18 protein-coding genes and 1 tRNA gene are annotated in these 18,122 nt (G+C 38.9%); 9 read left to right on the top strand and 10 right to left on the bottom strand.

All coding sequences use genetic code 11. The features are described from left to right. Positions 1–310: 310 nt before the first annotated feature. The 7 genes from CWB66_RS01890 to CWB66_RS01860 all read left to right on the top strand — a co-directional run bounded on the left by CWB66_RS01890 (position 311) and on the right by CWB66_RS01860 (position 6,890). A complete protein-coding gene (locus CWB66_RS01890) occupies positions 311–2,119 on the top strand; it encodes a hypothetical protein (RefSeq protein ID WP_138584125.1) in 1,809 nt (602 codons plus the stop codon). Positions 2,120–2,979: 860 nt separating this feature from the next. Continuing rightward, entirely contained in the window at positions 2,980–4,323 is a 1,344-nt protein-coding gene (locus CWB66_RS01885) for a tyrosine-type recombinase/integrase (protein WP_138584124.1), read from the top strand. Further along, complete coding sequence (locus CWB66_RS01880) at positions 4,324–4,812, top strand: hypothetical protein (RefSeq protein ID WP_138584123.1); 489 nt, start codon at positions 4,324–4,326, stop codon at positions 4,810–4,812. Between the two features lie 71 nt (positions 4,813–4,883). Beyond that, on the top strand, positions 4,884–5,084 hold the full coding sequence (locus CWB66_RS01875) for a helix-turn-helix transcriptional regulator (protein WP_138584122.1): 201 nt from the start codon (positions 4,884–4,886) through the stop codon (positions 5,082–5,084). Positions 5,085–5,086: 2 nt separating this feature from the next. Further along, on the top strand, positions 5,087–5,374 hold the full coding sequence (locus tag CWB66_RS01870; protein ID WP_138584121.1) for a helix-turn-helix domain-containing protein: 288 nt from the start codon (positions 5,087–5,089) through the stop codon (positions 5,372–5,374). Positions 5,375–5,807: 433 nt separating this feature from the next. After that, positions 5,808–6,275 carry a YagK/YfjJ domain-containing protein gene (locus tag CWB66_RS01865; RefSeq protein WP_171037448.1) on the top strand — a complete coding sequence of 156 codons (468 nt, stop codon included), beginning with the start codon at positions 5,808–5,810 and terminating at the stop codon, positions 6,273–6,275. Between the two features lie 201 nt (positions 6,276–6,476). After that, entirely contained in the window at positions 6,477–6,890 is a 414-nt protein-coding gene (locus CWB66_RS01860; RefSeq protein WP_212747805.1) for a terminase small subunit, read from the top strand. 333 nt (positions 6,891–7,223) lie between these two features. On the opposite strand, the gene CWB66_RS01855 is transcribed toward CWB66_RS01860, so the two are convergent. The 3 genes from CWB66_RS01855 to CWB66_RS01845 all read right to left on the bottom strand — a co-directional run bounded on the left by CWB66_RS01855 (position 7,224) and on the right by CWB66_RS01845 (position 8,473). After that, a tRNA-Ile gene (locus tag CWB66_RS01855) sits at positions 7,224–7,300 on the bottom strand. Between the two features lie 305 nt (positions 7,301–7,605). Further along, positions 7,606–7,764 carry a YqaE/Pmp3 family membrane protein gene (locus CWB66_RS01850; RefSeq protein WP_008166086.1) on the bottom strand — a complete coding sequence of 53 codons (159 nt, stop codon included), beginning with the start codon at positions 7,762–7,764 and terminating at the stop codon, positions 7,606–7,608. A 142-nt stretch (positions 7,765–7,906) separates the two neighbouring features. Next, positions 7,907–8,473 carry a BON domain-containing protein gene (locus tag CWB66_RS01845; RefSeq protein WP_138584119.1) on the bottom strand — a complete coding sequence of 189 codons (567 nt, stop codon included), beginning with the start codon at positions 8,471–8,473 and terminating at the stop codon, positions 7,907–7,909. Positions 8,474–8,800: 327 nt separating this feature from the next. Between CWB66_RS01845 and CWB66_RS01840 the strand changes: the two genes are divergently transcribed. After that, complete coding sequence (locus CWB66_RS01840; protein WP_138584118.1) at positions 8,801–9,463, top strand: LiaF domain-containing protein; 663 nt, start codon at positions 8,801–8,803, stop codon at positions 9,461–9,463. Positions 9,464–9,509: 46 nt separating this feature from the next. Here CWB66_RS01840 and CWB66_RS01835 read toward each other — a convergent pair whose 3' ends face one another. After that, on the bottom strand, positions 9,510–9,926 hold the full coding sequence (locus CWB66_RS01835) for a VOC family protein (protein WP_138584117.1): 417 nt from the start codon (positions 9,924–9,926) through the stop codon (positions 9,510–9,512). A 250-nt stretch (positions 9,927–10,176) separates the two neighbouring features. On the opposite strand from CWB66_RS01835, the gene suhB reads away from it, so the two are divergent. Continuing rightward, on the top strand, positions 10,177–10,980 hold the full coding sequence (suhB, locus tag CWB66_RS01830) for an inositol-1-monophosphatase (RefSeq protein WP_002957826.1): 804 nt from the start codon (positions 10,177–10,179) through the stop codon (positions 10,978–10,980). Positions 10,981–11,033: 53 nt separating this feature from the next. On the opposite strand, the gene CWB66_RS01825 is transcribed toward suhB, so the two are convergent. The 6 genes from CWB66_RS01825 to tgt all read right to left on the bottom strand — a co-directional run bounded on the left by CWB66_RS01825 (position 11,034) and on the right by tgt (position 18,121). Continuing rightward, the gene (locus tag CWB66_RS01825) at positions 11,034–11,843 is read right to left on the bottom strand and encodes a substrate-binding periplasmic protein (RefSeq protein ID WP_138584126.1); all 810 of its coding nucleotides are present in this window, start codon (positions 11,841–11,843) and stop codon (positions 11,034–11,036) included. Between the two features lie 29 nt (positions 11,844–11,872). Then, complete coding sequence (locus CWB66_RS01820; RefSeq protein ID WP_138584116.1) at positions 11,873–13,657, bottom strand: bifunctional diguanylate cyclase/phosphodiesterase; 1,785 nt, start codon at positions 13,655–13,657, stop codon at positions 11,873–11,875. 136 nt (positions 13,658–13,793) lie between these two features. Next, entirely contained in the window at positions 13,794–14,741 is a 948-nt protein-coding gene (gene secF, locus CWB66_RS01815; protein WP_138584115.1) for a protein translocase subunit SecF, read from the bottom strand. A gap of 9 nt (positions 14,742–14,750) precedes the next feature. Beyond that, positions 14,751–16,610 carry a protein translocase subunit SecD gene (gene secD / locus CWB66_RS01810; protein ID WP_138584114.1) on the bottom strand — a complete coding sequence of 620 codons (1,860 nt, stop codon included), beginning with the start codon at positions 16,608–16,610 and terminating at the stop codon, positions 14,751–14,753. A 19-nt stretch (positions 16,611–16,629) separates the two neighbouring features. Continuing rightward, positions 16,630–16,968 carry a preprotein translocase subunit YajC gene (gene yajC / locus CWB66_RS01805; RefSeq protein WP_007375993.1) on the bottom strand — a complete coding sequence of 113 codons (339 nt, stop codon included), beginning with the start codon at positions 16,966–16,968 and terminating at the stop codon, positions 16,630–16,632. 25 nt (positions 16,969–16,993) lie between these two features. Further along, positions 16,994–18,121 (bottom strand): tRNA guanosine(34) transglycosylase Tgt, encoded by a 1,128-nt coding sequence (gene tgt, locus CWB66_RS01800; protein ID WP_138584113.1) that lies wholly within the window; start codon positions 18,119–18,121, stop codon positions 16,994–16,996. Position 18,122: the final 1 nt, after the last annotated feature.

Genomic DNA, 18,122 nt, shown 5'->3' with positions numbered 1-18,122 from the left:
CATCCCTGTAAGAATAAGTAATAACCGAGCAAAGCTTCCGCGTCCTGCTCACGCCCCTTACCTGCATCCGTGTAAGCAACAAAGAGTAAATAGCCCCTAGAAAGAATCCAAAGGGCAGCGTATGTTTGGTATTGATGCTACGTTATCGCCTATTTATGGTGAGCAACCACACATCATAGGCTCTGTCTTACTTAAACACCAAACACACTGCTGCAAATTCAACCACCAAAGATTAATACGCTCTAGGTTAAAGTTTTAAATTTACTGACCGATACATAGGCTAATATAAATTCAGAGTTAAGGAATGATTATGATTAATATATTTAATGGAATGCCGAGTTCAATTGCAAAAATGACGCAAGCAAACAGTAATTCAGAGTACGCACTCACGGATGAATTGCAAAGTATTGCACCAGAAATAACAGAAGAACTCCTTAGCAAATTCAGCCAAGAAAAAGTTGAGCAGCTACTGCATCAAGAGCTTTCTAAATTAATACCTCAATCGACTCAACAAGCGTCTTCCACGTATAAACTGTCTAATGAAGAACTTACCACCAAAACAATATTCACCAATTACCAAGAAGGCTTAACGCAAAATAAAAACAGTGATGATCTACTCGCTTATCTAGATAAATCAGTACAAGATGTAAATACAGCCTATACCAATACAAGTGATATTTTACTTGGGCTTGGGCAATTAGGTCATGAGCAAAAATCCTTTCTAGCCAAAAGTAAAAAAAGCATCGAAGAAACAGTCCAGGCCTATAAAGATGATGTAACGTCTGGGTTTGAATTATCAGTAAAAACACAAGAAGGTGACATTGTTCGCATCTCTATTGATTACTCAAAGAATGATTCTATAGAAGAAAATGAAACGATTCTTAACTATGAAGTTGAAGGCGATTTATCCGAAGCTGAGCATAAGGCACTCACCGAAGTGCTTTCTGGAGTCGGTAAAATGGCCGATGATTACTTCAGCCTTACAAAAACATCAAAATACGGCGATGACTCTTTAGATAAGATTGACATGACTTTTTTAGCCGATTTTAATAGTCAGCAGCTATCAGGCTTTGATGTATCGTTTTCAAAAACACATGATAATAAAGACGATAATAAAAACACTAAGTATGAAAATGATGCTCTTTCTCTTAGTTATAACATTAGTAAAGAGCAACAAGGGCTTGTATTTGAATCATCAAATGGGGCTGAAAAAATAAACTTCGCGTTAGACATGTCTATTTTTGGCAACAAAGATGACCAACAAATGCAGCAATACCTTAGTACTTTAGATAAAAATTTGGAAGATAATCGCCAAAATAGTAAAGGCAATAGTAAGGATAATGAATCAATATTTGGTCGCCAAAGTGACATGAACATGCGCAAAGGCTTTGCTTTATTTAAAGACGCTTTTAGTAGCATGTCTACAGCAGCAGAGCAATATAGCAGTATAGAGTCAATTGCCAAGGAACAATTTACTAATGGACAAGACATAGTCGCAGACTTAGTCGACAAAATAATTATAAAGGATCCTCGTAATAAAGATATTAACCAAGAACAAACCAACGCCTTAGGCACTGGTATTTCTAAATTAGCCGATTTTGATGCTAAATTTGAATTTTCTAAAGCTAACAAAACGTCTTCTACGAGTGCTGTTGAATTAAAGCAAAGCACCGAGCTGAATAAATCTGGCAACTCAAATGAAGTTAATCAAAGCAAGACTGCAAATACTCACCTTGATTATCAACTTGATCGGCCAGATCACTACAATAAAAAAGAAGAGTATGAAATCAATGCCGCCGCCCAAAATGGTGAATTAGTTGAAGTAGGACAAAGTAATAAAGTAGATATTGATAAAAAAACCTATCAAAAAAATCCGCTGCTATCTCAATATGAACTGAAAACAAAATTCGCCGAAAAAACAACCAGCGAAAGTAATATTCGCATTATTGATAATGTATTACTTAAAACACTAGAAAATAGCAGTGAGACAAATAAAACTGAGAGAGTGAAAAATGAAGGCAAATTTGAAGATTACAAACAAACAAATCATCACTCTTACAACAAGCTAGTCTCATTAATTGGTGATTTAGATAAGCTAGTAAAGAAGAGTGATACATAATAGCAACAGCGTAAGCATTTGAGAGATTTGAAGTAAATGGTCATGCTCATTTTAAAGAACGACTAATAGCGCACTATTTTTTCTAATGGCGGTCATGGACTTAGACCGAAGTGGTACAGACTGAGCTGCAAAAGTTAGGGATAATTAGGCAAATAGCTCTTGAAACTGCGTCTCAAGAGCTAGGTCACTTTAAATCTGAAATTACTTAGATACAAACTCAGCCCGTTAAAAAGCACTTTTGTTTCGTTAAGTCTTGCAAATTTTAAGTCTATTTCCTTTTTTCATTACTATCAAGAAGCTCCTTTTCCCCCTTCAGACTAAGAAAAGCAACTGATGTGGAGTTAGGTTTTACTTTCCTACCTTCGTGCAGAGATTGAATTTCTGGTTTGTGGCTGTAAAGCCACTCAGCGTATTACTTTTAAAGTCAGCTTGTAACCTTTGATTCACTTAAGAAATCAGTTCCAAATCTATTATTTCTAGGGGGGATCACCGTCTGTCTCGTATTCAAAATAGTAAGCTTTAATGCATCTGCTATAGTGAAAAGTAGCACAAGGTAATTTTGGTTAGTAGGTATTTACTTGGAAAGCTTTTAAAAGTGGTGGCCCCTCCCAGACTCGAACTGGGGACCTAACGATTATGAGTCGAAGAAGAAAAGCATTTACCCGTATTGATAAAACCTCAAAAAACCCCATAAACACTGACCTATAGCACATAAACCACATATGGCGCATTGTTTCATATTGATGTATATTTACTCAAAATAGATCCGCAGCCGTTCCGTGAGCGATCCGCGAAGATAAAAAGCCCTAACTATGCGCCAACACAGCTAGGGCTACCAGAAGAACCATAAGGGGGTTCAAATGGCTAAAGTAGATACTAACACCAATAAGGTAAATTTTACCGCTGACCGAGTACGCAGCTTTAAATGTGCCGATGATAAAAAAGAGTCCTTTCTATGGGATAGTGGTTGCACAGGGCTAGGCATAAGAGCCTACTCATCAGGTAAAAAAACATATATTTTCCAAGCGTCAATAAATGGCAAAACAAAGAGGGCTGTTATTGGTCCTGTCGATAGCTTTGATATTAACGAAGCCAGAGATAAAGCGAACGAGTATCAAAAAAATGCTAAAAACTTTATAAGCCCAACTAAAGTTAAACGAGAAAAAGCAGCTATTGAGCTAGCCGAAGAACAAGAAGAATTGCGCGGCACTATCAAGTTAAAACAAGTATGGCTTGAATATATAGAATCAAACAAAGGCCGATGGGGTGAGAAGCACCATAAAGACCACATCAAAGCCATACAAGAGCCAAACCAGCCTTGGGCTAGGGGTAAAGGCCGATTAACTAAAGCTGGTTGTTTATACCCGCTTATATCGCTAAAGCTAAAAGACTTGAGCGCAAAAAAAATAGAAGCATGGCTCAAAAAAGAAAATGCAACCCGCGCAGGCGTTGCCGCACAAACCTACCGCTTATTGTTTGCCTGTTTGAATTGGTGTACTGAACAAGAGAAATACACGGGTTTAATTGACATAGCAAAGCTTAAAACCAAAGATGTAAAAAGCGCAGTTACAAAACTTAAATCACGAACCGATACTCTACAAAAAGAACAGCTCCCCGCTTTTTTCAAATATGTAAGGCAAATACAAAACCCTGTTATTTCAGCCTATGTGCAAACCCTATTGTTAACTGGTGCGCGTAGAAATGAATTAACGGGTCTTAAATGGTCCGAATTAGACTTTCAGTGGAACAGTATAACCATCAGAGATAAAGCCACCAGCAAGGGCGCAGAAGCAGGCTATAGGGTTATCCCATTAACACCCTATGTGGCTAGTTTATTGATTAACTTACCCCGTAGAAATGAATGGGTTTTCTCCACCCCCACTGGTGCAACAGGCAAACTAACAGACCCTAGAAAAAGCCTTGAACCAGCCTTTCAAGCCGCTGGTATTGAGGGCCTAACCTTACACGGTTTAAGGCGCAGCTTTTCAAACCTAAGTGAATGGGTAGAAATCCCTACTGGTGTCGTTGCACAAATAATGGGGCACAAGCCTAGTGCTACCGCTGAAAAGCACTACAAACAAAGACCACTAGATTTACTGAGGAAGTGGCACACCACTTTAGAGGCTTGGATTTTAGAACAAGCAGATATAGCGATTCCTGAGTTTAAAGACGGGCATCTAACACTTATAAAAGGAATTAAATAAGTGAGCGATAACAAAATTAATGATGAAGTAACAGACAAAGTAATTAAAGCTGTTAAACAAGTTATGGAGGCTAAAAACAATGGAGAGCTTCACCCATTAGAGATTGATGATGTCCTTGCTACTGCTAGGATAAAAGCCGAAGAGTTATACAAAAGAACTAAAAACCCAGAGGCACTATTAATTATGGGTTTAACTGATGCTGAAATAGATAAAATCAAAAGGAAAAGAGGGCAGCCAGAAAAAACACTTTACGACCCACGCCACATCGTTCAGCTAGTTTACAAACAAAGTTTACAGGCTGGCGTTCCGTTTACGAATAAAGCTGGCAAAGAAATGAATGAATGTTTTATTGCTGTAGCTGAGCATCAAGGGGTTGGTGTAGATCAAATCGTTAGGCAATATAAAAAAGTACCAATGGAGGAAAGAGAAAAAATCAAAGAGTGGCTAAAACGAACACTTAAAAAACACAATAAATTAAATAATCGTTAATATCCCTCCCCCCGTCACACTTAACGACACCGCATAATACACGCTAATATAAAACAACGAGAGATATTAGCATGAACATAAACTCATCCACTAACCACAACTTAACCACAGAACAATTTGCTTTAGCATTGCATGGCAAGCCCAGCACCATAAGAACACGCCTATGTAAAACGGGCAGCTTCTACGGCATTAAACCTATCAAACTACCATCAGGTCGCTTGCTATGGCCTGCCGATGCTGTACAGGCTTTATTAGCTGGTAAGGAGGTTTAACAATGAAAAAACACGCCCCATCAACTCACAATCAACAAATTATTGTAGCTAAATACATAGTCGAGCATGGCACTATTAATCGTTATGATGCAGATCAAATAGGTGTTTGCCATTTAGCCGCAAGAATAAGAGAACTTAAAAATAAAGGTTTTGTGTTTAACTGGATTGACCAAATAGTGCTTGACCCACATGGCATAGAGCATAAAGGCGTAAGGCGCTACTGGTTTAATAAACCAGCAATGACACAAAAGCAAATAACAAAGCTTAATAAGTTACTTGGAAAGTCCTAGAACGCATAGCTAGACACTATACGAACTAAGACCAATAACCACAGCTGGTGGAGAAGTTTGGCGACCTAGCCACCAGCTAATTAAGGGTAACTTAATAATGCTTAATATTCACTTTCTTTATCATTTTCACTTACTTTTTAGCTTTATAAAAATTTGGCGGTTTTGTCCGTGGCTTTATTTGGCGGTTTTGTCTTGGCGGTTTTGTCCGCTGATTATTGACTTAAACCCAGTATTATCAATTTGCGCATTGTTATTGGGTAGTGCAATTTCAGACGGTCGTATATATTATCGTCTTGAAGGTTGTTAAGAGTTTATGCAGAGGGGTAAGCGTAAAAACACAACTGGCAGGAAGCATATCTCAAAATCTAATACCGTCTTGCATAGAGGTGAGTCAATACCAGTCAATGCTGGTGGCTCAGGATGTTACCCTTTTATGCTTAAAAAGTCATTTGAACAATTTGATTTAGGTTTAGATAAATGGAAGCGACAAACATTTGTCATGCTTGAATTGCACCAATCCGAACCGACCGAAGATAACAAACGAATGACGCTGTTTAGAAAGCGGTTGGCAACACGCATTGCCGCGCATTATGGTATTAATGAAATAGCCTATTGCTGGGTAAGAGAGCAAGAAAACGCCAAAGCACAGCATTACCATGTTGCATTATGGCTTGATGGTGACTTAGTGAAAACATCGCACTATGTTTGTAAAATTGCCAAGCAGGTATGGGAAGATATGGGCGGCTTTTATTCTAAAAATCGTAGGAGTTATATCTATGTTGACTCACCAGAAAAAAGGCTTGAAGCTTTGTATTGGTTATCTTATTTAGCAAAAGGCCGAGGCAAGGGGTATAAAAACACTCAAACTAAAGACTACAACACAAGCAGGCTAAAACCTTAAGCCTGCTATCTTACTTTTATTTTAACTGATAACCCATCCTATCAATATCTAATGTTTATAACGACACATTTACGTGCCTTTAGATATTTCGGAAGTCACGTAAAGGCAGTGTAATTTCCCGACTATAAAAAGTGAACATTCATAATTGAAAGCCCCACCTGTTACAATGCTACAGTAAATCTCTTTAATGTAAGGCAGGGTATGATGTGTAAGCTATCACTTAAACAAGACGCTTTTATAAAGGCTTATTTGCTCAATGGCGGCAACGCAACACAAGCAGCTATTAGCGCGGGTTATAGTGAAAAAACAGCTAAATTTATAGGATCTGAAAACCTATCAAAACCCAACATTTTAAAAGCGATTGAAGCACATCAAAAAATGACTAAAGAGGCTTTTATCATGACAAAGCTTGAAAAGCTAAAGGCGCTAGAAAAGATAATTGCTGAATCTATGAGGGAACATGAAGAAAAGGGCATGTTAAACGCCACGGCAGCGATAGCGGCAATTAAAACCCACAACGAAATGCAAGGCGATAACGCGCCTACTAAGGCAACCAGTGAGATCAAAGTATTTCAATCTCTTGGGGAACGCCTAACGAATGGCAGTAAACGGTGATCATGCCAATAGTAAATACTATATTAAGCTCTACGTGAATTAGCCCACCTTTTTAGAGTCCATAAAGAAACGTAATTAAGTAACCTTCTTTTAGATGCAACTTTATAGCACTGCGAAAAAGTCGGACACCTCGCCAATAGTAATCCAAACTTGGACAGCCTAAAAAGTGTAGTGAACCAGTGTTTGGAAAAAGTAGAAAAGCACTAAACAATAAAATCAGCTCAGTAGCTTCATTCGCACAAATTTAATTTGCCAAAATCCGATCCGTAGCCGTTCCGTAGATATAAGAATTAAATTTTGTTAGTAGGTGTTCACTTGGAAAGCTTGTAAAAATGGTGGCCCCTCCCAGACTCGAACTGGGGACCTAACGATTATGAGTCGTGTGCTCTAACCAACTGAGCTAAGGGGCCAACTTTATATAACTGAAACAGTTAATTTTGAAACGTTTAATCACCTGAGTGACTAAAGTGGACTGCAGTATAAAAACTTTTTAGGGGCTTGTCACTACCAAAAACATTTATTTTAACAATCAGTAAGCTAACTGCTTAAATAGTAAACTTTCGGTGGGTGTAAATATTAAATTTACAAAACTTAGAGCGAACGGTGAAGGTGTGGACTGATTAAAATTACGACCCGCTGATAAATTCAATTTACCTCTAAACTTAAAAATCGTCATTTTCAAGTCACAGCGACTTATGCAGCGGGTTGAACAGTATTACTTTTTAGCAATAATATAAATTGCATGTATCAGTCCTGGGAAATAGCCTAACAAGGTTAGTAAAATATTTAACCAAAAATGTAAACCTAAGCCTACCTGTAAAAACACACCCAGCGGCGGCAATAAAACAGATAATATTATACGAATGATATCCACGATAAAACTCCATTTAAATTAAGTATTAATACCAATTTCATTAAAAATATGACCTTTCTATAGCATTAAATAGCTCACTGATTTAATGTTATTGGTATAAAAAACGTAAAACCCAGCAATGCTGGGTTTTAGCTACACTGTGTTATTCAGCAACGATAGTTAACTCATCAACTACGTCACGAACATCTTCAGCATTTTTAGCGATTTTAACTGCTAGCTGTTTTTCAGCTTCAGATTCTACAGAACCATTAAGGGTTACTATACCGTTGTCGGTATCAACGTCAATATCTGTTCCGCCCACTTCTGAGTCAAACAGGAAACGCGTTGTGATTACTGTGGTGATTTTAGCGTCAGTTAAGTCGTTATCATCATCGTTCATCATGTCTTTGTCTGTGTGTTTAGTATCCATATTTTTAACAACTGTAAGGCTGTTGTCAACACCAGATACGCCGTCTAGGCTAAGTACAAGTTCTTCTGCTAGCTCTTTTTCTACTTCGCTATCAACTTTACCTGTAAGTACTACCTTGCCATTTTTTACATCTGTATTAATGTCAAAGTTGTTTAGATTAGTGTTCATAAGAAGAACTGTTTCTGCCTTACCATCAATCCAAGCATCTTTACTTTCGTTTTCCCAGCTGTTTGCTTGGGCACTCATAGCCGTAGAACCAAGAACTAAAGCCGCGATAATAGATTTGTTAAATGTTTTCATAATCTTTCTCCTTTTGATTAAAGACACTTTTATTAATGCGAACTTTAGGCCAACTTTATTTAATATTAAAAATCAATGAGTTAAGCTTAATTCTGATAATAATTTGATTATGGCTATGCCAGTATTTACAGACTTATCGGTAAAACTTTCTCAAATAGTAAAATTAGCTAGATAATTGCTGTTTTGGTTAATCTATCGTTAATATAACGAAATAAAAAAACGAGTTAAAAATTAACCCATTGATAATTAAAGTACTTATAAGTGGTATATGATTTGCAATCAAACTAACAAGAGCAATATTAATAGCGAATATAATAAGGAATGCCCATGTCTGTAAAAGTTGAAGACCGTCCAATAGAGCAAGTGCGCGAACAAGTCATTGATCAATTAATTTATAATTACAGTCATGGAATTATTTCTGTTGATGCATTTGAAAGGCGCTTAGATAAAGCGATGGATGCATCTAATAACGAAGCCCTACTCGCCTTAGTAGAAGATTTAACACTTAATACCGATCAGCAATACAAAGCCGAAAAACAATCGCAGTTCACACCACACTACAGTGCACAGCAAAACAGTGATGATGACTTTACGCTACGCAGCATCTTGGGCTCTAACGAGCGAAGTGGCCAATGGGTTGTGCCAAAAAATATTTATCTAAGCAATTTTATGGGTTCGGTGGTACTTGATTTTACTGACGCTATTTTTGCTCATCAAAATGTGACTATTCACGTTAATTGTATTTTTGGCAGCGATGAAATTTACGTACCGGAGCATGTAAACGTAGTGTCTAAAATGTTTTGTATTTTAAGTAGCCTTGAAAATAAATCGGTATCGCTCAATAAGCGCCAAGGACCCACTATTCATATTGAAGGAAGAGCAGTGTTAGGCTCTGTTGAAGTAAAAATTAAACGCACCATAAAAGAAAAATTTATAAGTTTTGCTAATGAGCTAAAAACCCAGCTGGGAGCTGGTAATAATCGTCAATAATATTGAGTATGTTTAAGCACCGTAATTTACGGTGCTTAGTATAAAGCTACAAATCATTATTTCTTTCACTGGGGATATCACTTAAATACTCGACAAACTCTACTTCAAAACCCGCCGGATCAACAAAGTAGACGTTTTTTCTAAATGGGTTGTCACTGCCATCCTTACTTATTACAAAGCCTGCTTTATTTAAACGTATTATTACCTCATCTAGGTTATTAGTTACATAAGCAAAGTGCGCAAAACCCACCTGATGACCCGATAGGTTTCTGTTTTCACCTTCACCATGATCGCTTATTGCTATGTAATGGGTGTCATCGCCAAAGTGTACCCAGCGTCTGGGCTTTCCATACCAAGTACCCTCGCCTTCACTTCTAATTGACCAATTCGGAAAGACGGCTTGATAAAATTTAAGCATGCTCTCAATATTATTAGCGACTAAATTAACGTGCTCTAAATACATAATGTGTTCCTGTTTATTAATTTAGGCACACGATAAAACCTCAAGCTAACTTTAGGTAAAGTGTTATTTTTAGTTTTTTATTTTAAAAGCAGCATCCCCTCTAAATATTTTAATAAATACGCTAAACTTTCAATGTTGTATAAAAAACAAACATAAGTATTTGGGGTTTATTGTTTACTTTATGTCAAAAGTCGCTAAAATACGCCGGCTGAAATATATAAACGTTCTTTTACAACCCAAAGGTAACTCCATGCATCCAATGTTAAACATTGCGGTTCGCGCTGCGCGCAACGCAGGCAAAATTTTACTTCGCGCAAGTGAAGATTTATCAAAAGTTGAAGTGCAACAAAAAGGCGCTAACGACTTAGTAACTAACATTGATAAAGAAGCCGAAGCCGTAATTCGTGACACTATTTTACAGTCTTACCCTACTCACTCTATTGTTGGTGAAGAATTAGGTGAGCATAAAGGCAAGGATGATGATTACCAATGGATTGTAGATCCTATCGATGGAACAACTAATTTCATCAAAGGCATCCCTCATTATGCGGTTTCTATCGCACTTAAAGTTAAAGGTCGTTTAGACCAAGCTGTTATCTATGATCCAATTCGTGGTGAACTTTTCACTGCATCTCGCGGTCAAGGTACTCAACTTAATAGCAAACGCTTACGTGTTAGCAAAACTACGGTTCTTGCAGGCACTGTACTTGCTACTGGTTTCCCTTTCAAAAACAAAAACCACATGGATGCATACACCGAAGCGTTTAAAGCATTATTTGTTCACACTGCAGACATTCGTCGTGCGGGTTGTTCTGCTTTAGATATGGCATATGTTGCAGCGGGTCGTGTTGATGGATTTTTTGAAATTGGTTTAAAACCGTGGAACTCTGCTGCGGGCGAACTAATGGTTAAAGAAGCGGGCGGTATGGTTGTAGATTTCGCTGGTGGCAATAACTATAACCACAGTGGCAATATCATCTGTGGTTCGCCAAAACTCACTCAAGCAATTATTCGTGAAATTCGTCCAGTATTAACTGAGTCGTTACTTCGCTAATTTAATGCGTTTAATAGCATGTTAAAAAGGAGCTTGGGCTCCTTTTTTTGTGCCTAAAAATAAGGGTTGTCGAGTTTAATTTCAACAGTATCAGCTTTACTGTAAGGCAAGTTATTTATCTCTTTGGCAAAGTACTCATTAAACAACGCATCAAACTCTCCATTTTTTTGCATTATTTTTAATCCTTTTTCAATTGCCTCTGCAAGCTCTGGTTTACGCTTTGATACAAAGAAATAACATCCAGTTGGATAGCTTATGAAAAGATTAGGTACAATTGAGAGGTTGCTTTGCTTGTTAGCCGCAAGGTCAGAATGCACCTCTATAAATGAACGCGGAAAATAATCGATACGCCCACTGCTGGTTAAAGTAAACATCGCTTGATAATTTGCAAGTGGCCTTACATGCAAGCCATTGAATTCCATTATTTTGGTATCAGGCCAATCATGCCCTTGCACAGCAGAAAGCTTGCTAAGCTGCTCTATGGTATTAACACCTTTAAAACTAGCCAAGCTGTCTTTACTGGCCAGTAATGCCCTTTTGCCTATGTAGCCTTTAAATAAAGGTATTTTAATCGCTATAGCTAATGATTCTCGCTCCGGGCTGCTCATACTCCAATATAAATCTAATTTTTCTGTATCAAGCGCAATTAAAATCCGTTGCTGGTGAGGGTGAATAAATACACTTCGAATATCTGCAGGATACTGTGCGCTGACGAGCGCTTTGCTGAGTAGTTTTTTCAAGTAATCGTCAGGAACATATTGCTCACGCTGCTCTTGTGCAATATGTACAATATTAACCTCGTTTGCTATCGCGCTACACGCAAATAAACTTATCGCACTAATTAAATACTTCAATGGCAACATAGTTATCATTTTAGTTATCACCTATGGTTTTAAATCGCCCTTTTATTAGTTGTTAAGCGCACTACTGCGGGGGCTGGCCTTCTGCGTTTACATATAAAAAGATAGCTATGGCGATATCGTTTGGCTTCTTTTTTAGCATCCGTTGCTAATGCAGCGACTTGATGACTATTTTTACACTGCTGTAAATCAGGTTCCACTAAGCCTATTGATAAAGTAAGTAAAGGCACAAATTGCTTTTCGCCTTCGCGATTTGTTGCCCAGTACCCTTTATTGTTTATATGCTCAGGTGTAAAGAAGACTCTCGACTGCTGTTCAAATTGTTCAATAATAGTATTACAAATAGCGACCGCGTCGGTTTGATCAAACACAACCATAAAGTCGTCGCCACCAATATGTCCTACAAAGTTAGCACTGTTTGCGCAAGCTTGCACGGTTACATCCGCTAACAGCTTGATCACACTGTCGCCACTGGCATAGCCATATAAATCATTAAATTGCTTAAAATGGTTTAAGTCAATGTAAGCTAGAGAAAACTTATCTTTGCTTCGCAATCTCTGCTCGATTGTTTCATTTATTGCCACATTGCCAGGTAACATCGTTAACGGGTTAGCATGCTGGGCGTGACGAATTTTTTCTTCTGTTATATGTTTTAAAATATCTCTAAGTGGCGCTAATCCCAAATACTTATTATTGCGTGTAATCACAATATGACGACGAATATCAAAATCTTGCTCCGTTATTTGCTGGCTCACCGTATCTAGTTTTTGATTTTCGTCGACAACCAATGGATGCTTATCCATTAAGGCTGTCACTGGGCGCTTATCGTAAAGCGCATGGCCATAAGGTGCCGCAAACACTTCGGTTAGTTGATCCTTGTGTAGTAGCCCCACAGGCTGACTTTGCTGGTTTAATACCGCGATACTAATAATCGACTTATCCTGTTCAAATAGCTTATGAGCATCTTTACAGCGTGTTTCACTGCCAATTTGAGCTTGTGTGAGGTTTAGCAACCCTATTGCCATAGATTGATCAAATTGATCTTTTTCCTTTAGCGTAAGGGCTTGTATTTGCTCTGATCTAAAATCGTAACTTGGTTGCTGACTTGGCTTTTCGAGTAAAAAACCTTGTACATTTTTAATACCTAAACCCTCGACTAATGCCAACTCTTCCGGACGCTCAATCCCCTCAGCAATCACGGAGGTGTTAGTTGCTCTAGCCAGCACGGTAATTGATTTTAAAAACTCTTTTTTAACCTCACTTTGATCGCAGTAATCTATAAAGTAACGATCTATTTTTACATAGTTGGGCTGTAACTCTGACCACTGCTTTAGCCCTGAATAGCCAGCTCCCAGATCGTCTATTGCTATGGTAAAACCCAGCTCTCGATAATGCGCTATAGTTTTTAACAACAAGAAACCGTCGTCTACTTTTTCTTGCTCCGTCACCTCTATCACTACGCGATTGGCCGCTAAACCAAATTGCTCAATTAAGTGCAGGGTTTCTCCTTTGGGGTGGCACGGATCGAGTAAAGTTTTAGGGCTTACATTCAAAAACAGTTTTCCTTGCAAGGCCAACTTTACAAAATTTTCGATTGCTTTGGAGCGGCATAACAACTCAAGTTCAGAAATCAGTCCATGTTCATGAGCAACTGCAAAGAGCTTATTTGGCATCTCTAAAGGGCTATTTTTAGGCCCTCGACTAAGGGCTTCGTAGCCTAAAATAGTGTGATTAGATATATCAAAAATAGGTTGGAATAATGTGGTTATTTCACCGTTATCTAAAATATATTCTAAAACTTTACGTTGCACAGTCACTGCTAGGCCCAATTATAATTATGATAAGAGCGACAAAGTAACAACCCTGTATGACCGTTATATGGCAGATAGCCAAACAACAGACAATAAAAAACCGCTCAAGGAGCGGTTTTTTTATAAAGCAGTTACAAATCCATTACGGCATAGCGTCTTGGTCTGCGCCTTCTTTTTCAATTACTTCTGGTATTAAATCTTCTTTGCTTACGCCCATTGCAAGAGCAACCGAGCTGGCTACATAAATTGAAGAATAAGTACCAATAAACACACCAAACAGCAATGCAGTTGCAAAACCGTGGATAGTTTGTCCGCCCCATGCAAACAAGGCAATCAATACTAAAATAGTGGTGATTGATGTTACAAGTGTACGGTTAAGTGTTTGCGTAAGTGAAATATCAATAATTTCAACGGTATCGTCGATGCGTACTTTACGGAAGTTTTCACGAATACGGTCCGATACAACAATAGTATCGTTAAGTGAATAACCAATTACCGCAAGGATTGCCGCTAATATAGTTAAATCAAACTCTAAACCTAATACAGAAAACAAACCTACAGTAATAATAACATCATGTAATAGTGCACCTACCGCACCCACAGCAAAGCGCCATTCAAAGCGAAATGCAACATAGATCAAGATACAAATAAGCGCAGTTAACATGGCCAAGCCACCCTGCTCTTTTAAGTCTTCACCTACACTTGGGCCAACAAACTCAATACGGCGCATTACTACGCTGTCGTCTGCTTTTTTAAGTGCATCGATTACTTGGTTACCAATTACTTCCGCTTTTACATCACTGCCGCGTGGTGCTAATCGAACCAAAATCTCTTGGCTTGAACCAAACAGTTGTACCGATGCATCAGCAAAACCGTTATCAGCTAGCGCATCACGTACTTTTTTAAGATCAGCTGGCTGTGAAAAACCAACTTCTACCGCAGTACCGCCGGTAAAATCTAAACCAAAGTTTAAGCCTTTAACAAAAATTGATGCAAACGACGCTAAAATTAATAACGTCGAAAAGCCCATAGCCACTTTTCGAAGAGACATGAAACGAAGGGTTCGAGTACCCAAACTTAAAATTTGCATGTCTGCTCCTTAAATAGAAAGTTTTTCAATGCGTTTACCGCCAACAAACAAGTTGATTATCGCACGGGTGCCAACAATAGCTGTAAACATTGAAGTTAAAATACCAATCGCAAGCGTAACCGCAAAGCCTGCTATTGGGCCGGTGCCTACTGCGAACAATATAATGGCAGCGATTAATGTAGTGATGTTGGCATCAAAAATAGTGCTAAAGGCACTATCGTAACCAAAATGAATCGCCTGTTGAGGGCTGCGGCCATCGGCCAGCTCTTCACGAATGCGTTCAAAAATAAGCACGTTAGCATCAACAGCCATACCAACTGTTAGTACAATACCGGCAATACCTGGCAAAGTAAGCGTAGCACCTGGAATTAACGACATAACACCTACAATCAGTACTAAGTTAGCCGCAAGTGCAAGGTTTGCCACCATACCAAAGCCTTTGTAGTACACAAGCATAAACACCAGTACAAACGCAAAACCAAGTGCAACCGCAGTCATACCTGCTTCAATGTTTTCTTGGCCTAAGCTTGGTCCTACCGTGCGTTCTTCAACAATTTGAATTGGCGCTACAAGCGCACCAGCACGAAGTAGTAAACTTAAGTTATGCGCTTCAGCAGGGTTATCAATACCCGTAATACGGAACGAGCGATCAAGGCGAGCTTGAATTGTTGCTACGTTTATTACTTCTTCTACCTTAATAGGTGGAAGTGCTTTACCGTCTGCATCTTTTTTACCTGATGGTTTATATTCAATAAATACCGTTGCCATACGCTTACCAATAGCGCGTTTGGTAAAGGCATTCATTTTTGCCCCACCTTTGCTATCTAGCGAAATGCTTACTTGTGGACGTTGATATTCATCTGCGCCAGATTGCGCACCAGTAATGTGGCTGCCTTCTAGGATAATGCGTTTTTTAAGTACAACAGGGTAACCGTCACGACTCATGATCATTTCAGTACCTGGCGGAATACGACCTTGAGCAGCCGCGCTCACATCTGCGTTTTCGTCTACTTCACGAAATTCGAGCGTTGCCGTCGCACCTAAAATTTCTTTAGCGCGGGCTGTATCTTGAATACCTGGCAGTTGAACAATGATACGCTCAGCACCTTGGCGCTGTACGTTTGGTTCTGCAACACCAATTTGGTTGATACGGTTACGAATAATCGTTTCATTTTGCTTAATAGCGTAATCACGAATTTCTTTGAGTTTTTGCTCACTCATTGTCGCAAAAAATGCGTTATCGTTGCTGCTATCATCAATATAAACGTTTAGTGGGTAGCGAGTCTCCAAGAAGCTTTCTGCCGCGTCTTTATCCGCCTCGGTACGCATTTCTACACGCATACGCTCTGAGCCAGCTACACGGCGAACACTGCGGTAGCGTAATTTTTCTTCGCGCAGATCACTACGAAAATCTTGTTCCATTTGCTCAAGTTGGTTATCAACCGCTGTCGCCATATCGATTTCCATGGTGAAATGTACACCACCACTTAAATCAAGACCTAGCTTCATTGGGTTACCACCCACCGCTTTTAACCAAGCTGGTTGAGCTGGTGCCATATTAATAGCAGAAATATAATCATCGCTTAACGAGTCACGCAGTAAATCTTGCGCTTTTAGCTGTTCTTCAACATTTTTTAAACGAACTAAAATTTGCCCATCTTCAAGTATTGTCGATTTAGCGGTTACATTATGTTTTTTTAAGATTGCGTTTACTTTGTCTACAACACTGAGATCGACATCAGCGCCTTTAGCACCTGAAACTTGTATAGCCGGATCGCGACCATACAAGTTTGGAGAGGCATATAAAAGGCCAATGGCTACCACAGCTAAAACAAGTAAATACTTCCAAACTGGAAACTTGTTTAACACGGGGTCGTCCTTATTATTTTTATAGTGACTTCATTGTGCCTTTTGGCAATACTGCAGATACAGACGATTTTTGTACTGTTACTTCTGCTTGTTCATTTAAAGAGATAACGATGAAATCTTTATCTTCAGAAATCTTAACGATTTTACCGACTAAGCCACCTTGGGTTAGCACTTCGTCACCTTTTGCCATCGCATTCATCAAGCTTTTGTGCTCTTTAACACGGTTCGCTTGTGGACGATAAATCAAAAAGTAAAAAACTAAACCAAAAATAGCTAACATAATTAGCATTTGCATAGTTCCGCCGCCGGCAGCTGCTGCGCCAGTACTTGCTTGTGCATTTGAAATAAATAAACTCATGATACTTCCTCTATAATTTTAAAGTTTAATTTTTTATATCAGCCAGCTCTGGCACTTCTTGGCCTCGGCGAGCATAAAAATCTTGTACAAATTCTTCTAATTTACCTTCGCTGATCGCGTTACGTAAACCTTCCATAACACGTTGATAGTAACGTAAGTTATGAATTGTATTTAGTCGAGCACCTAAAATTTCATTACACTTATCAAGGTGATGTAAGTAGGCACGCGAATAGTTTCCACAGGTATGGCAATCACACTCTGGATCTAATGGTCCGGTGTCTGTTTTATGCACAGCGTTACGAATTTTAACAACGCCCGTGGTAATAAATAAATGACCGTTACGCGCATTACGCGTTGGCATAACACAATCAAACATATCAATACCACGACGCACTGACTCAACTAAATCTTCAGGTTTGCCAACCCCCATTAAATAACGAGGTTTGTCTTCTGGCATTTTAAACGCACAATGATCAAGAATATTCATCATTTCGTTTTTAGGTTCACCTACAGATAGGCCACCTAATGCATAACCATCAAAACCAATTTTTTCAAGACCGGCTTGTGATTGTGCACGTAATTCTGGGTACATACCACCTTGAATAATACCAAATAACGCAGATGGATTGTCGCCATGCCCTTCTTTTGAACGCTTAGCCCAACGAAGCGATAACTCCATAGAGTCTTTAGCTTCTTTTTCAGTCGCAGGATACGGCGTACATTCGTCAAATATCATGACAATATCAGATCCTAAATCACGCTGTACTTCCATTGATTTTTCTGGCGACATCATAATTTTTTCACCGTTAACAGGTGAACTAAACAGCACCCCTTCTTCGGTAATTTTACGCATAGCACCAAGGCTGAATACTTGAAAACCGCCCGAGTCAGTTAGAATTGGGAAGTCCCAATTCATAAAGTCATGTAAATCACCGTGTTGTTTGATGATTTCAGTACCTGGGCGAAGCATTAGGTGAAAAGTATTCCCTAAGCAAATTTGTGCACCCGTTGCTTTTACTTCATCCGGCGTCATACCTTTAACAGTACCGTAGGTACCTACAGGCATAAACGCGGGTGTTTCTATTACACCACGGTCAAAAATCAAGCGGCCACGGCGCGCTTTTCCGTCTGTACGGTCTAATTCAAATTTCATA

This window comes from Pseudoalteromonas sp. S558 (assembly GCF_005886635.1).
Lineage (GTDB): Bacteria > Pseudomonadota > Gammaproteobacteria > Enterobacterales > Alteromonadaceae > Pseudoalteromonas > Pseudoalteromonas aliena.
Note: the sequence above shows the minus strand (reverse complement) of the source record. Positions and strands in the feature narration are given on the sequence as shown.

What these genes read in the sequence shown, in the direction of transcription:
- CWB66_RS01875 (WP_138584122.1), top strand. Translation starts at nt 4,884, where the DNA reads ATGAACATAAACTCATCCACTAACCACAACTTAACCACAGAACAATTT.
- yajC (WP_007375993.1), bottom strand. Translation starts at nt 16,968, where the DNA reads ATGAGTTTATTTATTTCAAATGCACAAGCAAGTACTGGCGCAGCAGCT.
- CWB66_RS01890 (WP_138584125.1), top strand. Translation starts at nt 311, where the DNA reads ATGATTAATATATTTAATGGAATGCCGAGTTCAATTGCAAAAATGACG.
- suhB (WP_002957826.1), top strand. Translation starts at nt 10,177, where the DNA reads ATGCATCCAATGTTAAACATTGCGGTTCGCGCTGCGCGCAACGCAGGC.
- CWB66_RS01825 (WP_138584126.1), bottom strand. Translation starts at nt 11,843, where the DNA reads ATGTTGCCATTGAAGTATTTAATTAGTGCGATAAGTTTATTTGCGTGT.
- secF (WP_138584115.1), bottom strand. Translation starts at nt 14,741, where the DNA reads ATGCAAATTTTAAGTTTGGGTACTCGAACCCTTCGTTTCATGTCTCTT.
- CWB66_RS01835 (WP_138584117.1), bottom strand. Translation starts at nt 9,926, where the DNA reads ATGTATTTAGAGCACGTTAATTTAGTCGCTAATAATATTGAGAGCATG.
- CWB66_RS01885 (WP_138584124.1), top strand. Translation starts at nt 2,980, where the DNA reads ATGGCTAAAGTAGATACTAACACCAATAAGGTAAATTTTACCGCTGAC.
- CWB66_RS01860 (WP_212747805.1), top strand. Translation starts at nt 6,477, where the DNA reads ATGATGTGTAAGCTATCACTTAAACAAGACGCTTTTATAAAGGCTTAT.
- CWB66_RS01840 (WP_138584118.1), top strand. Translation starts at nt 8,801, where the DNA reads ATGTCTGTAAAAGTTGAAGACCGTCCAATAGAGCAAGTGCGCGAACAA.
- CWB66_RS01865 (WP_171037448.1), top strand. Translation starts at nt 5,808, where the DNA reads ATGCTTAAAAAGTCATTTGAACAATTTGATTTAGGTTTAGATAAATGG.
- CWB66_RS01870 (WP_138584121.1), top strand. Translation starts at nt 5,087, where the DNA reads ATGAAAAAACACGCCCCATCAACTCACAATCAACAAATTATTGTAGCT.
- CWB66_RS01845 (WP_138584119.1), bottom strand. Translation starts at nt 8,473, where the DNA reads ATGAAAACATTTAACAAATCTATTATCGCGGCTTTAGTTCTTGGTTCT.
- tgt (WP_138584113.1), bottom strand. Translation starts at nt 18,121, where the DNA reads ATGAAATTTGAATTAGACCGTACAGACGGAAAAGCGCGCCGTGGCCGC.